At 61.9% G+C, this 15,829-nt stretch carries 11 protein-coding genes; all 11 read right to left on the reverse strand.

The window, feature by feature from the left end; genetic code table 11:
- Positions 1–518: 518 nt before the first annotated feature.
- The 11 genes from J8I35_RS19050 to rfbB all read right to left on the reverse strand — a co-directional run bounded on the left by J8I35_RS19050 (position 519) and on the right by rfbB (position 15,431).
- The gene (locus tag J8I35_RS19050; protein ID WP_124556108.1) at positions 519–1,709 is read right to left on the reverse strand and encodes a glycosyltransferase; all 1,191 of its coding nucleotides are present in this window, start codon (positions 1,707–1,709) and stop codon (positions 519–521) included.
- Positions 1,706–2,770, reverse strand: coding sequence for a glycosyltransferase family 1 protein (locus tag J8I35_RS19055; protein ID WP_249746030.1), 1,065 nt, complete (start codon positions 2,768–2,770; stop codon positions 1,706–1,708). The genes J8I35_RS19050 and J8I35_RS19055 overlap by 4 nt, the downstream gene beginning before the upstream one ends.
- A gap of 202 nt (positions 2,771–2,972) precedes the next feature.
- Complete coding sequence (locus J8I35_RS19060; protein WP_209926561.1) at positions 2,973–3,890, reverse strand: NAD-dependent epimerase/dehydratase family protein; 918 nt, start codon at positions 3,888–3,890, stop codon at positions 2,973–2,975.
- The gene (gene gmd / locus J8I35_RS19065; RefSeq protein ID WP_209926562.1) at positions 3,868–4,908 is read right to left on the reverse strand and encodes a GDP-mannose 4,6-dehydratase; all 1,041 of its coding nucleotides are present in this window, start codon (positions 4,906–4,908) and stop codon (positions 3,868–3,870) included. Before gmd ends, J8I35_RS19060 begins: the two co-directional genes overlap by 23 nt.
- A 12-nt stretch (positions 4,909–4,920) precedes the next feature.
- The gene (locus J8I35_RS19070) at positions 4,921–8,640 is read right to left on the reverse strand and encodes a glycosyltransferase (protein ID WP_209926563.1); all 3,720 of its coding nucleotides are present in this window, start codon (positions 8,638–8,640) and stop codon (positions 4,921–4,923) included.
- The gene (locus J8I35_RS19075; RefSeq protein WP_348522273.1) at positions 8,640–10,148 is read right to left on the reverse strand and encodes a methyltransferase domain-containing protein; all 1,509 of its coding nucleotides are present in this window, start codon (positions 10,146–10,148) and stop codon (positions 8,640–8,642) included. The genes J8I35_RS19070 and J8I35_RS19075 overlap by 1 nt, the downstream gene beginning before the upstream one ends.
- A gap of 205 nt (positions 10,149–10,353) precedes the next feature.
- A complete protein-coding gene (locus J8I35_RS19080; RefSeq protein ID WP_124556113.1) occupies positions 10,354–11,799 on the reverse strand; it encodes a mannose-1-phosphate guanylyltransferase/mannose-6-phosphate isomerase in 1,446 nt (481 codons plus the stop codon).
- Between the two features lie 239 nt (positions 11,800–12,038).
- Complete coding sequence (gene rfbD, locus J8I35_RS19085; RefSeq protein ID WP_124630632.1) at positions 12,039–12,920, reverse strand: dTDP-4-dehydrorhamnose reductase; 882 nt, start codon at positions 12,918–12,920, stop codon at positions 12,039–12,041.
- A gap of 8 nt (positions 12,921–12,928) precedes the next feature.
- The gene (gene rfbC / locus J8I35_RS19090) at positions 12,929–13,480 is read right to left on the reverse strand and encodes a dTDP-4-dehydrorhamnose 3,5-epimerase (protein WP_124556115.1); all 552 of its coding nucleotides are present in this window, start codon (positions 13,478–13,480) and stop codon (positions 12,929–12,931) included.
- Positions 13,465–14,358, reverse strand: a complete 894-nt coding sequence (gene rfbA / locus J8I35_RS19095; protein WP_209926565.1) for a glucose-1-phosphate thymidylyltransferase RfbA — start codon at positions 14,356–14,358, stop codon at positions 13,465–13,467. Before rfbA ends, rfbC begins: the two co-directional genes overlap by 16 nt.
- An 11-nt stretch (positions 14,359–14,369) precedes the next feature.
- Positions 14,370–15,431 (reverse strand): dTDP-glucose 4,6-dehydratase, encoded by a 1,062-nt coding sequence (gene rfbB / locus J8I35_RS19100; protein WP_209926580.1) that lies wholly within the window; start codon positions 15,429–15,431, stop codon positions 14,370–14,372.
- Between the last annotated feature and the right edge of the window lie 398 nt (positions 15,432–15,829).

The raw sequence follows: 15,829 nt of genomic DNA on the forward strand, positions 1-15,829 counted from the left end.
TCCGATTCAGCCGACGGACATCGTTACATAACCGTGCGATGCCATTGCCGATGACCACACGCGAAATCGGAGCGGCAGGCACGCGCATGACGGCGCGCCGGACTGCATGGCACGCGGGGCTGCCTGTGCCCAGTGGGCGCACGCATATGGGAAGGGGACCAAAGAAATACACGGCTGGACTCTCGAAAACGAGAAGAATATCGATCGTGGGCGCCGTCATCGATTCGCACCACCGTGGAGCCGGCCGTGGCTGGGCCGATACGAATCGATGCGCGGCCTCTGATTCGACCATAAATGCTGCATCGCTTATGTGACCGCGATCGCCCTCCCCGGCCACGATATCGTGAAAGAAGACGGCCACGGCCGGCATCGGGGTCCATCGGGCGTGCCAAATTGTAACCGTGCCGGCTCGCGGCCTCCAAGCCGGACACCGCGAATGGCCGGGCCGACGACAGTCGAACTGCTGCTTGCAAGCGAGCCGGGCGCGTCTGGGCCGCGACAATCCGGCACGACAGCGATCAGGCCAGCAACGCATCCACCTTTTCGACGAGCGGCGCGATCATTCGCTCCCACCCATGCTCACGTTCTACGAAGGTTCGCGCTCGCGCCGCCATCTCTGCCGATGCGGCCTCGTCGGCAACGAGCTGTTCGATGCACTCGACGAATTCCTCCGGCGTATCGGCGATCAACAGTTCCCGCCCCCCTTCCGCGCCCAAGCCCTCATGGCCCAGCGACGTGGTAACGACGGGTAGCCCGAGCGCCATGTATTCGAGAATCTTGTTCTGCACGCCCGCGCCGATGCGCATCGGACATACGCCGATTGCGCCATCGAAAGCAGCTTGCGCAACCGACTCGACCCGGCCGGTCACTTCGACGCCGTCGTATGCACGAAAACGTTCGGCGAGTGCAGGAACGATCGACCCCACGATCCGGAAACGATAGTCGGCACGCTTGCGCAGCAACGGCAACACGGCTTCGGCGAAAAAGTGGCACATATCCTGGTTCTGGACCGTGCGCATGTCGCCGATGAAAATCATGATCCGGCTCGCCATGCTGCGCGGCGTGTACGGCAGGCCCGACAGGTCGACACCGTTCGAGCACACCATCACGTTCTTGCCCGACGCGCCGGGAAACAGGTAGTCGCGATCGGTTCTGGACACCAGCACCGAAAGATCGAAGTCGTCGACGATCGTGCGCTCGTAGTCGAGCAGGCGCTTTGCCTCGATACCGAACACGCGCGACTTCAGCCCTCGTACGTTCTTCAACTGCTTCACGCGACTGTAGTTGAGCGAGATCGCGTCGGTCATCTCGAGGATGCGCGGCTTGTCCGACTTGCGTACATATTCAGCACAACGCACGAGATGCACGAATACGCCATCGTGCGACGACAGCAATCTCGCCACCGCCGCCGCAAACGCGCGGCTCCGGTAGTACGCGACCTGCAACGGCGTGCGCGTCGGCAACGCGAGCAGCGTATTGACGTACGACCGACGACGCGACAGGAAAACCCGCTCGACATGGTCGAACACGCCATCGTCCGGCAACACGGCGCGCATTTCTTCCTCGGTCTCGCACATGCTCAGCAGCGTCAGCGAGTAATGGCGGGACAGCACGCGACAAAGATGGTAGATCCGCAGCTTGTCGCCGCCGATCACCGGGTACGGAAACCGCGGCGTCAGCACCAGCAGTTTCTTCTTGTTCTGGCTCATGACAGGCGGGCCCAGAAATCCTGAATCGATGGGCGAACGGCAGACGCCGAAAACGTGCGCGCGCGGTCCATGCCGGCACCGACCGCTACGTCGAATCGCGTGCTGTCGCTCCATATGTTGCGGATCTGCTCGGCCATCTCCTCGACCGAATAAGGATCGAACTGCAGGCCGCACTCGCCGACGATCTCGGGCATCGACGTCGTGTTGCTGCATGCGACGGGCGTACCGGACGCCATCGCTTCCAGCAATGGAATCCCGAACCCTTCGAACAACGACGCAAAGATGAATGCGCGGGCGTGGCGATACTGTTGCCGCAGATCCTCTCGCGACACGTAGCCCAGCAGTTCGACGAAGCCCTCCAGCCCGAGCGCATTCGCTCGCCCGAGAAAGTGCGCGTGATGGTCGGATTTGATTCCCGCGATCCTGAGCCGTGCGTCATCGCCCAGCGCGGGCCTCGCCATCGCGAAAGCCTGCAGCAAACGGTCAACGTTCTTGCTGGGCACTTCCCCCGCCACCGTGAACAGATACGGTTGGCGGGCAGACCGACTGACCGGCGGCGCGAACCAGTCGTCCGAAATCGTGCACGGAATGACAGGAACGTCCGCCTCGCGCAACCCGAACCGCTCCATCAACTCTCGCTGCGTGAAGCTTGAGATGGTGAGCACGGCGTCGGCCCGGCGGACGAGCCGCGGCACCACTTGACGACGGTAGACTCGCCCAACAGTCTGATACAGCGATCGCGCCGGCGGCAGCACATGCCACGGCTTCATGTAGATCAGGTCATGGACAACCGCGATCACCCGCGTGTTGCCGGTGGACCGCAGCGGCCCCGTGTTATACGGGCATAGCAGATAGTCGAGCTTTTGCTCGCGGCACAAGCGCGGCAACTCGACCTGTTCCCACCACGGGAAGAAACCATGTCCGTCACTGACAAACGGCCATTCCTCGGCACTCACGCCACTCGGGGCCAGACCCAGCACCGACGAGCTGACCGGTTCCACCAGTTGTCGGGCGAATCGCCCCATGCCGCGGTAATTGCCCACCATCCAGGTGATATCCACCCCCAACTTCACGTGCTGCTCCTCATCCGAGCCGACTCATAAGCGGCGCGAACGCGGCCACCGAACGCAGAGAATCGTACAAGCCGGCCGAACGACGCCGATACCTCGTCGTACCCTGCAGGTTCAACAAACCGCCGACACGCGCCCGGCAAGACGACGTACGCACCACGCGAGACCGACGCGACCATACCGTAACCAACTCTCACCCACGCCCCGCTTCGAACATCCAGCGCAACGTACTCTCCAGCGGAATGTCGCCGAGCGGCCCGATAGCGGCCTGCAATCGCGCACCATCACCCTGCAGTCGGCGCACCTCGTTCGCCCGTACGAATGCGGGATTGACCTGGACGTCGATCGTATAGCCGGCGATCTGCTCCATCATCGCGATCACCGCCTTCAGCGACACCGAGCGGCCCGAACAAACGTTGAACACGCCACCAGCCGGTGCCTGTTCCAGAAGGCGCCGATAGGCGTCCACCACGCGCCTCACGTCGGAAAAATCTCGCTCGACATCGATATTGCCGAGTTCGATCACACGCTCGCCGCGCTGGAAATGGCCGACTATCTTCGGCAGCAGAAACTGCGGCGACTGCCCGACACCCGTGTAGTTGAACGGACGCGCAACGACGATCGGCAGTTTGTCTCGCCACAGGCGCGCCAAGTACTCCATCGCCAGTTTGCTAACCGCGTAATCGTTCGCGGGATTCGGCTCGACCGATTCGTCAATGATCTCGACCGCCGCATTGCCATAGATATTGGCGCTGCTCGCCAGCAGAATCGCCCGCGGACGGTTCGCCAGATTCGCGAGCGCTTCCAGCAGGTTCCGCGAACCGACCACATTGGTGCGATAGATCGCGTCCGCATCACCGTGCGCGACGAACGAGACCGCGGCGAGATGCGCGACCACGTCCGGCTGCACGTCCGCGACGACCTTTGCCAGCGCCGCCCGGTCGCACAGATCGACCCGGTACATGCCGGCGCCGGTCGCCTCGGCGCCGTGCGTCGTGCCGAATACGCGATAGCCGGCCGCCTGCAACGACTTCGCGAGATAGTCGCCGGTAAAGCCGCCGAGCCCCGTCACCAGGGCGCGCGGGGTATCAGAACGAGAAGCCGCGTTCATTTCGGCGCAAATCCGCTTCAACCATCATCGCGCACAGCTGCTCCAGCGTCGTCTCCGGTGTCCAGCCGAGCTTCTGCTTGGCCTTCTCCGGATTGCCGATCAGCAGATCGACTTCGGCCGGCCGATGGAACTTCGGATTCACGCGAACCAGCGTCTTGCCGGTGGCGACATCGACGGCGATTTCCTGCTCGTCGCTGCCCTTGAACTCGAGGTCGATGCCGGCCGCCTTGAACGCCATGCTCACGAAATCCCGCACGGTCTCGGTCCGGTTCGTGGCCAGCACGTACGTATCCGGCTCGTCGGCCTGCAGCATGCGCCACATACCCTCGACGTACTCCTTCGCAAAGCCCCAGTCGCGCTTTGCATCCATGTTGCCCAGTTCGAGCACGTCGAGCTGGCCGAGCTTGATCTTCGCGACGGAGTCGGTGATCTTGCGCGTGACGAATTCGCGGCCGCGCAGCGGCGACTCGTGATTGAACAGGATCCCGCTGCAGCCGAAGATGTCGTAGCTCTCGCGATAGTTGACCGTAATCCAGTGCGCATACAGCTTCGCCACACCATACGGGCTGCGCGGATAGAACGGCGTCGATTCGATCTGCGGGATCGCCTGCACCTTGCCGAACATCTCGGACGTGCTCGCTTGGTAGAAGCGGATCTTCGGATTGACGATGCGGATCGCCTCGAGCAGGTTCAGCGGGCCGATGCCGGTGATCTCGGCAGTGGTGACCGGCTGGTCGAAGGACACGCCGACGAAGCTCTGCGCGGCGAGGTTGTACACCTCCGTTGCCCCGGTCGTCTGAAGCAGGCGAATGCTCGCCGACAGATCGGTCAGATCATATTCGACCAGATGCAGGTTCGGATGCTTGGCGATGCCGAGCTCCTCGATGCGCCAGAAGTTCACCGAGCTGGTGCGGCGGTAGGTGCCGTAGACCGTGTAGCCCTTATCGAGCAGCAACTCGGCCAGATAAGCACCGTCTTGTCCGGTGATGCCAGTGATGATGGAAGTTTTCTTGGACATAATGACCCTACTTTAAGAATACGCTTCATCGCGCATGAGAATTTTTGCCAATTGGCGAGCACTCTGCGCCCAGGTCAGGAACGGCATACCGCGAGACGAAGGCGCCTGCTGCTGGGCCCGGAGCTCCAGCCATGCGTCGATCTCGGTCGCCAGCTCGCGTCCGTCTTGCGCGGAAAAATAGAATGCATGCTCGCCTGCCACTTCGCGAAACACCGGCAGATCGCGCGCGATGATCGCCAATCCATGTTGCGCGGCTTCGATCAGCGGCAAACCAAAGCCTTCACCATAAGACGCCGCAATCAGACACGAGCTTGCCCCATAGATTTTCTCCAAATAAACGTCCGAGGCATTTTCCAGCCAGAACAAGCGGCGCGCCTGCTCCGTGTGTGCTCGCAGGCGGCCGACCAGATCCTCCACCATCCAGCCCTGTCGCCCCACGACGACCAGATTGACGTTCCGATTGTCGCGCCACAGCTGCTCGAACGCATCCAGTACCTGAGCATGCCCCTTGCGGGGTTCCAGCGTCCCCACCATCAGGAAGGTCGGGGCATTGCGCAGGTGTTGAAGCACCTTGCTTCCGTCTCGCGGGATTTCCGAAGACGTCGCGAAATTTTCGATGTCCGCCCCGAGATGGAACCAGTCGATCTCGAACGCGCGTGCGCGATCCGGCGCGTGCGTTGCCAGCCATGACGACAAATCCGCCGCCACGGCCTGCGAAATGCACAGCGCGCCGTCGTTCTCCGCCACGACATCGAGCCACCCCGTAAACCCGTCGGCCGCGCCAGGAACGAAATACTGCGGGAGCAGCACGCAAAGCAGATCGTAGACGACAAACTTGACCTGCACACCCTGCAGTCGCATGGTTTGATAAAACGCCCGCTGCGCTGGCACGACCCGCGGTTGCAGATCCAGGCCGACGAATACGTCTCCTGCCGCATAGTCGATCGGCTCGTCCTGCAGCCAGCCGTCCTCGAAGCCCATCAGCCGCGCGGTGAAGTGACGTGCATACCGATAGGAGTCCGTCGTCGTGGCATAAACCGGCTCGACTCGAAAGCCGTCAGGAGGAGAATCCAGCCATTCCTTCAGCAGATTGCGCACGACGCGCTGGATCCCGCTTCTGGCATCCACCTGCACGAGTTCGGAGATGTCGACCAACAATTGCCGCTTGTTGTTGCGCGGAACAAAGCTCCTCGCCGCGCTCAGCGCCCAGGTGCGCAACTGGTCGTCGCTGGCCTGGCCGGCGCGAAGCGCGATGGCGCGAGACAATACGACCGGATTCGCATTCGCGTGGAGATAGAACCGCTCGACAGCATCGCGATACTGTTGCGCACACACGTCGGGCGCATGGGCGGTGACGATGATGTCCCGCGCGCGCGCGCCCATCCGTTGCCGGCGAGCCGAATCTGAGCGCAGCGTTTCCAGCGCGTCGACCAGTTGCTCGTCGGAAAACTCGTCCGGCAACATCCATACCGCCTCGCGATCTAGGTCTGCCATGCTTCCGTTGGCATTGACGATCGTCGCCTTGCCGTAATTCATGCAGTCCAGCACCGTCCCGGACGTCTCGCCGCGAGACAGCGTACGCAACTGGACGCCGACATCGACTGCCGCCAGATACCGGCGGAACATCTGCGCATCGGCCCAACCCGTGATGCGGACCCGACCGCCCATTTGCCGAATGGTGCGCGCGAGTTTCTCGCCATACTCGGTCGGCTGATTTTCCCCGACGAATATCAGATGACAAGCCCGATCGCGCGCGAGGGCTGACTGGCCCCACGCATGAAGCAGCCGGTGATTCAACTTGGACGGCCCGAGTCCGCCGAACGCGCACACCACGAAGTCGTCCTTGCCGATCCCCAGCGCGTCGCGCGCGTCCCCGCCGCCCGACGCGGTACTCGCATCGCGCATGTGAGGAATGACGGTCCAATCAGCTACCTCCCCGCCATACCAGTGACGAGCCAGCCGCAGTGAATTGGGAGAATGGACGATCACGCCGAGGCTCTTCTGGACCACGCCCAGGCTGCACGGATACTCCCAGACCGCGTTCGCAATATCCGCGCTCAGATGTCGTGCCCGCAGGCCGACGTACCCGTGCGCGTCATACAGTGCCTTGGACCAAGCGTCGGAGCGGTTCCCGTGAATGGCCATGTGCGCAAGCACGCCCGAGAGAAAGAAATCGTGCAGAACAACGACTCCCGGTACGGCTTCCAGCAGCGAAAACATGTACTCGTGGAATGACGAGTTGCCGAAATGATAGAGCACCCGATCGTACGAAGCCGCATGCTTGCGCAGCCACGCCGGCGTTTTGACCGAGACGGGCGCGAACTGGTCGAGCCGCATTTCCCGCGCTGCCTGCGCATCGACGATGACGTCGATATCGTAAAAGCGCGCCAGTTCCGGCAGCAATTCGGCGCTGTAGTCGGCGATCCCGGTGCGGGCCGGCGGCATCGGCGACACGTAGGCCAGTTTGGGCCGTTTCGACTGGACTTCCGGCTCGCGCGTTTCGGCGAGCCAAGCCCGACGCCGCCGCTCGATTGCATCGAGCGCGCACCGCCCGCTGCGGTCCCACGAGAACTTGCCCGCCTGACGCGTCCCGTGTTCGATCAGTGCCTGACGATAACCCTCGTCCGTCAGGCCACGCTGCATGTGCTGCGCAATCGCGTCGTCGGATTTGGGATCGAACAGCGCTTCCTCCCAGCCAATCACCTCGGGAACGCTCGACGTATTCGCGCCGATGACGGGCGCGCCGCAACGCATCGCCTCCAGCACCGGCAAACCGAAACCTTCATGCCACGAAGGAAAGACGAACAAGCGACACAGATTATAGAGCGACAGCAAATCCTCGTCGGGCACAAAGCCCGTGCATACGACATCAGCCGCGTCCAGGCCGACTTGCCGGGCCAGGCGCGTCAATGCATCACGGCTAGCCGGTTGAATCGAACAAACGATCGCCAACTGGTGCGACTTCCTCAACTCGGACGGCAGCAATGCGAACGCGCGGATCATGCCTTCGACGTTCTTGCGGTGATCGATCCCGCCCGTATAGAGCACGAACGGTTTCGTCAGCCCGTATTTGCTTCGCAGCGCAGCTTCGCGCTCGGCGGCAATCTGCTCGGGACGGAACCATGCGTCGACATCGGCGGACATGTTGACCGACCACTCGGGCGAGAGATCGAGATATTCGATCCCTTCCGAGCGAGACGATTCGGAAATGGCCAACCACAGATCTGCGCGTCGAAGATGTTCGATTTTCTCGAGGTACCAATCCTTGAAAAGAGGATTCTCAAGATAAGGCTTGGTATAGATGTATGGAATCAGGTCGTACAGCGTGACCGCGACCGGCACGTTCGTCTGAAGCGCGTGAATGCTGGTGACCGAATCATCGCCGAAGCCTTCGAAGTAGCTGGCGATATAAATGAAGTCCGGCTTCAGGCTCGTCAGAAAGGCTTCATAGGTCAATTCGCTCGCGTGGCGGCGCCAGCCATTGGCTTTATCCGCATGCGCGACGGGCGCCGCTGCATACCAGACGTGAATGTTCCCAGCCGGGAGCAATGCCTCGAACTGCTGGCGCAGGACCCTTGCAGACTCGTCGAACGCGCCATTCAGCGCCAGTACGATTTCGTGGTCGCCGCGATTCCGGATCATCGCCTTGACGATGGACTCGGTGTAGCGGCCCACGCCGCGGTTGCGCGAATTGAGGCTCTGCGCCCCTTGCATGTCTACAACGATACGCATTATTCAGTATCCCCATGGTCCGGCGCGAACGCTGACTTGAGCGCCATGTACGCTTCGCGCGCGCGGGGTGTCAAACCGTCGTCATCGATCGGCTTTCTCTGCATCGATTGCGCAGGCGCCCCCACGATGATCCGAACGAGCCTCTGCTTCACACCAGGCATCGCGCCCAGTGCTCGCACCGCCAATCGTCGCAGACGAGGGTTGCGATTGACGTACGCGACGCTTCGGAACAGCACACGCCTCAGGCAGGATTTGCACGTCGCTTTCGCTCCACGCGCCAACGTGACGGCGCTTCGCATGGGCGCAGTGACACGCCAGGACGTGCTGCCATAGACCGCCTGCAATTGCTCGGCGGCGTGCTGCGCGTCGTCCTGGACCCGCCGCAGTTCGCCGCTCACTTGCCCCAGGTCACCGCGGACACGCCCCAGGTCGTTGCGGATCTGCGCCAGTTCATCGAGGGCCCGCATCAGCTCACGGCGGGTGCCGTCCACTTCTTCGCGAGTCAAGCCCAGTTCGCGATGAAGGCGGCCAATTTCGCTCTGGGCCTGTTGATGAAAGCGCCCGATTTCGCCCCGGGTCTGCTGAATCTGTTCAGCGGCATGCTCATGCGCCCCGGCGGCCGCTGCCTCGAAACGCGCAGCAAGCTCGGCCAGCGACAGCCCGTAATCGGCATCGAACGCTTCGTCGAAAAGTGCCGCGTCGGCTTCGCCGCAGGATTTTTGGGCAACAATGGCGTAATCCGGACTTACACCGCCGAGCACATCCATGAGATGGGCTCGCGCACCCTCTTCCAGCAACGCAGCGGACTCCTGCAGTCGAATTCGCTTGACTCTGGCAAATCCGGCATGCTCGCCCACGAAGCTCAGGAGTTCAGAAGGAATCGGTCGAACGTGACTCGGATCCAGATAGAAATTGCAGCCCGCGACGACGATATTTTCCGGGTTCGGCGTCTCGAGAATCAACAGACCGCCCGGCTTCAGTACGCGCAACGCTTCGCTGACGATTCGTCGAACTTGCTCGAACGACACATGCTCGACAACGTGAAACGCCGAAACGAGCGCGTGACTATTGGCGTCGAGCGCAGCGAGATACTCGATGGCATCGCCCTGAAATACCGACTGACCGCGCTCCCGACATGCTTCCAGCATATCGCCATCGAGGTCCACGCCGATCGCGGCGAACCCCGACTCCCCCATCAACTCCAGCCATTCACCGCGACCGCAACCCAGATCGAACGCTTTCCCGCCCGGATAGAGCCTCGCAAGGGGCGCAATAAACGGCCGGTATTTCGCCAGCCGACTCTTGATCAGTTCCCTTGGGCCTCGATGCTGATCTTCAAACGCGCGATAAAAGCTATCCACTACGACAAACTCCTCACCATCGTCCAGCAGCCAGGCCACATCGACGAAATTATCCACCACCGGCAAGTAGCACCGCGAGAAGCGCGGCTCCTGGATCAGGTTGACGTCACGGGTGAACGCGTTCCGGGCGCAGCCCAGCGCTTTCACGCATGTGCTCCACGGCAACTTGCCCGCATCAAAGGCGATATGTCGACATCAGACCCGCGGCACGCCTGCGCCGCGAGCAGGCCATCGCTGGTCAAGAACGGCACAGCCGCGCCAAACCGGAATTCCGAACCTGGAATGGAATTTCCAGTTGGCGCTTCACGCCATGAGCCCCGCTAGATCCGAAGGACTGGCGTCATTTCCGGCATCAAGCCCGGCCGTATACGTCTTCGAAGCGAACGATGTCGTCTTCGCCGAGATATTCGCCGCTCTGCACTTCGATCATCACGAGGTCCAGCACACCGGGATTCTCGAGGCGGTGCTTGTGACCGGCGGGGATGTAGGTGGATTCGTTGGTCCGAACGAAAATTTCCCGATCGCCATTGACGACCTTGGCCATCCCGCACACGACGATCCAGTGCTCGCTGCGATGATGATGCATCTGCAAGCTGAGGCTCGCACCCGGCTTGACTTCAATGCGCTTGATCTTGAAGCGCGGGCCTTCCTCCAGCACCGTGTACGTGCCCCACGGGCGACTCACCGTGCGATGCAGTTTGTATGCATCGTGATTCTGCTTCTTCAGGCGTGCTACCACCTGCTTCACGTCCTGCGCGCGATCGGGGTTCGCGACCAGCAGAGCATCCGGCGTATCGATGATCATCAGGTCGGCGACGCCAACCGCCGCGACGACACGATCCTGGCTCTGCACATAGGTGTTCCGGCTATCGACGAAGATCGCCTCGCCGACGGCCCGGTTGCTGTCCTGGTCCGGCACGGTCAGGTCGCGCACCGCGCCCCACGAGCCGATATCGCTCCAGCCGAAACTGGACGGGACGACTACAACCTTCGACGAACGCTCCATCACCGCATAATCGATCGAGATGTCGGGCATCTTCTGGAACGACTCGGCGGGAATCTCGAGCATCTGCGCCGACCCCTTGTCCGCCTGCAGCGACGCCCAACACTCATCGGCGGCCGTCGCAACGTCCGGGGCGTGGCGCGCCATCTCGTCGAGAATCACACCGGCCTTGAAACAGAACATGCCCGAGTTCCACAGGTAGTTGCCGGCTGCGACATATTCGGCAGCCTTCACCGCGTCGGGTTTCTCCACGAAGCGCAGCGCCACGCGGCCGTCGCCGACCCGATCCCCCGCCTCGATGTAGCCAAAGCCCGTGTCTGGCCCCGTCGGCACGATGCCGAACGTGACCAGTTTGTCCTGCTTCGCGAGTTCGATCGCGCTCGCGACCGCAGCCGAGAAACCCTGCTGATCCTGCACCAGATGATCGGCTGCGAGCACCAACATCAGCGCGTCGCGCCCGTACTTGTCCGCCACGTGATGCGCCGCCATCGCCACGGCGGGCGCAGTGTTGCGACCGGTCGGCTCGAGCATGAATACACCGGACTGCTGATTGCCGAGCGCGGCATAGCCAAACTCGTCCTTGCTCATGAAGTAGTAGTCGCGGTTCGTGACCGTCAACAGTTCTCCGCGCTCGGATTCCCCATCATTGCCGCTCGCCGCTGCCGCCCGGCGGTAGGTTTTCACGAGCAAGCTCTCACCATCCGCAAGCTTCATGAACGGTTTGGGATGCCCTTCGCGGGAAACTGGCCACAGTCGGGTGCCAGCACCACCGGACAGGATGACGGGGATTAACATCGCATTCACTCCAGAAATTTAGTATCCGTTGGCAAGGTCGAGCCTTCGCCATGTGCATCAATACACCGCCGGCATCGGTGTCGGCCGGTCGCATCAGACCGCGCCGAAACAGGAATTATAGCCGGCGAACCACCTTACCCGGAAACGGCCGGGGCGCCCGGGACAACCGCCGGGGAAGGCCGGGGCATTCCCCAGCGCCCGCAACACGTCGACCTCGGCGCGCGCGGCGTCGTGACGCGTCACTCGCTCAAGCACAGCTGCAACGCATCGCGCCAATCCGGCATCTGCAAGCCGAATGCGGCCGTCAGCTTCCCCTGCGCCATTCGCGAGTTGGCCGGCCGCCTTGCGGCCGTCGGATAGTCATCCGAGGAAATCGGCACGACCCTCGGCGCGCGCGAAGCCATCGCGATGGCGAATATCGCTTCGGCAAAGCCGCACCAGGAGGTCGCACCGGCAGACGTGAAATGGTAGATACCGGAGCGGCGCGCCCACCAGTCGGCGTCAACCGATGCCGCGCCCTGGGCGACGATGTGCGACGTCGCGGTGGCGATCGTCCTGGCCCAGGTCGGCGCGCCGACCTGATCCGCAACGACCCGCAACTCGGCGCGCTCGGCACCCAACCTCAGCATCGTCAGCAGGAAGTTGCTGCCGCGCCGGCCATACACCCAGCTCGTTCGCAAGATCAAATGCGCACATCCGGTCGCCGCGATCGCGCGTTCACCCTCGAGCTTCGTCGCTCCGTATGCATTCAGGGGATTCGTCGCGTCGGTTTCCACATACGCGCCGGCTTTCGCACCGTCGAACACGTAATCGGTCGAGTAGTGAAGCAGCGCGCCGCCGCTACGCGCCGCCTCCTCGGCAAAGACGCGCGGCACGTCGACATTCAGCCGTCGCGCGAGCTCGATTTCGGTCTCCGCCTTGTCCACCGCCGTATAAGCGGCTGGATTCACGATCAGCGTCGGCTTCAGCTCCCTGACGAAAGCGCGCACACGATCAAGATCCGTAAGATCGAGCGTCGACCGGTCACACGGCACCACTCGGCCGAGCCCCTGGAGCGATCGCAACAATTCGAAACCGACCTGGCCGTTTACCCCGGTCACGAGAATCGTCGGCTGCGTCATATCCCGCCTCAAACGTAGACCTCGGCTTCGCTGAGTCGCGCCCCCGCGGCATCCTTGGGCGCCAGCAATGGTTCCACATCGATTGGCCATTCGATCCCGATCTCCGGATCGTTCCATACGATGCAGCGCTCGTGCTCGGGATACCAGTAATCGGTCGTCTTGTACAGGAACTGCGCAGCGTCGGAGCGCACGACGAAACCGTGCGCGAAGCCCGGAGGAATCCATACCTGCCGATGGTTCTCGGCCGACAGCACGACGCCGACCCACTTGCCGAAATTCGGCGAGTGCTTGCGGATGTCGACCGCGACGTCGAATACCTCGCCTTCCACGACGCGCACAAGCTTTCCCTGCGCGTGCCGGATCTGGTAGTGCAGGCCGCGCAGCACCCCTTTCGTCGAGCGTGAATGATTGTCCTGAAGGAATTCGACGCCCGCCGCCACGTGTTCCGCGAAGTCGCGCGCGTTGAAGCTTTCATAGAAATGGCCACGCGCATCGCCGAACACCTTCGGCTCGATGATCTTGACTTCCGGCAGCGCCGTTGCCGTTACTTGAATTGCCATGCGACCTGATCCAAAAGAACGTGTTCGAGATAGCGCCCGTAGCCGTTCTTCGCCAACGGCACCGCAAGCTTGCGCAACTGATCCGCGTCGATCCACTGTCTGCGATAGGCGATCTCTTCAGGACAGGCAACAACGAGCCCTTGACGCTTCTGCAGCGTCGCGATGAACGTCGCCGCATCGATCAACGAATCATGCGTGCCGGTATCGAGCCATGCATAGCCGCGCCCCATGATCTCGACGTCGAGCTTGCCGTCGGCGAGATAGCGCAAATTGACGTCAGTGATCTCGAGTTCGCCACGCGCGGATGGCTTGATATCAGCGGCGATGTCGCACACCTGATTGTCGTAGAAGTACAAGCCTGTCACCGCATAATTGGAGCGCGGCACGGCCGGCTTTTCCTCGATCGACAGCGCGTGGAATTGCTTGTCGAATTCGACGACGCCGTAGCGCTCGGGATCCTGCACGTGATACGCGAACACAGTCGCGCCCGACTCCTTCGCGTCCGCACGCTCCAGCTTTTTCGCCAGATCGTGCCCGTAGAAGATGTTGTCACCGAGAATCAGCGCCGACGGATCGTTGCCGACAAATTCCCTGCCGATGATGAACGCCTGCGCGAGCCCGTCCGGTGACGGCTGTACCGCGTAGCGGATATTCATCCCCCACTGACTGCCATCGCCGAGCATCGCCTCGAAGCGCGGCGTATCCTGCGGTGTCGAAATGATGAGTACGTCGCGGATCCCTGCCACCATCAGCGTGGACAGCGGATAGTAGATCATCGGTTTGTCGTAGACCGGCAGGAGCTGCTTCGATACGACATGCGTGATCGGATACAGTCGCGTGCCGGAACCGCCTGCGAGAATGATGCCTTTACGTGCCATCGGCCATGCCCTCAAGTGCGTTGCGCGTAATTCGTCTCGACCCACTTGCGATATTCGCCCGATACGACATCGTCAACCCAAGCCTGATTGTCGAGATACCAGCGTACCGTCTTCGCCAGCCCTGTCTCGAACGTCTCCACCGGCTTCCACCCCAGTTCGCGTTCGAGCTTGTGCGCGTCGATCGCGTAGCGGCGATCGTGGCCGGGACGATCCGTCACGTAGGTGATCTGGTCACGATAGGAACCCGCGGCCTTTGGACACGTGCTGTCGAGCAGTTCGCACAGCGTATGCACGACGTCGAGGTTCTTCTTCTCGTTCCAGCCACCGACGTTGTACGTCTCTCCCGGTACGCCGCGCGCAAGTATCTCGCGGATCGCACTGCAATGATCGCCGACGTACAGCCAGTCGCGCACGTTCTGGCCGTCGCCGTAGATCGGCAGCGGCTTGCCCGCAAGCGCGTTCGCAATCATCAGCGGAATCAGCTTCTCGGGGAACTGATAGGGGCCGTAGTTGTTCGAGCAGTTGGTCGTCAGCGTCGGGAGGCCGTACGTATGGTGATAGGCACGCACCAGATGATCGGAGCCGGCCTTTGTCGCCGAGTACGGGCTGTTCGGCGCGTATGGTGTCGTTTCGGAGAATTGCGGATCGGTCGGGGATAGCGAGCCGAATACCTCGTCGGTCGACACGTGCAGGAAGCGAAATCCGGCCTTGTCGGCATCACTCAGCCCGCTCCAGTGCACGCGCGCCGCGTCGAGCAGCGTAAACGTGCCGACGACATTGGTCTGCACGAAATCGGCGGGGCCATGGATCGAACGATCGACGTGGCTTTCCGCGGCGAAGTGCACGACCGCACGCGGCTTGTGTTCGGCAAACAGTGCGTCGAGCGCGGCGCGATCGCAAATATCGACACGCGCAAATACGTGCTTCGGATCATCAATCAGCGACTGCAGCGTGCGCAGATTGCCCGCATAGGTCAGCTTGTCGACATTGAGCACGGGTTCGTCGTGGTGGTGTAGCCAGTCGAGAACGAAGTTGGCACCGATAAAACCCGCACCGCCCGTCACCAGAATCATGGGACTCCCTCTAGAAATGTGCGGCACGCCCGGTCGGGGCGCTCGTCGCATGACATATCACGGGTGGCAACGCCCGAGCCTCGTCAGGCCCGGATTTTAACCGGTCGCCATGAGCGTCAATGTCACGAAGTGCTAATTTTTGCGAGAAAATGCAATGATAGGAAATTGCATCAAGCAAAATTCATGCCTGCAACAAATTGATACAACGATCGTAAAAAATCGATCGGCTGAAGCGGCGCCAAGATCGCGCACGATGGAGCGTTGTCTGTTCTACGAAGCCACCAACGTGTCTCTTACCCACTCACTCGGAACGAACTGCGATGCAGGAAAATCTGGCGACTCAGAGCATTCCGGCACGGAGCGAACAAGCCGCGATCGTGTCCGGCCCGCACTCCCCC

The sequence above is a fragment of the Burkholderia sp. CpTa8-5 genome, assembly GCF_017815045.1.
Lineage (GTDB): Bacteria > Pseudomonadota > Gammaproteobacteria > Burkholderiales > Burkholderiaceae > Burkholderia > Burkholderia sola.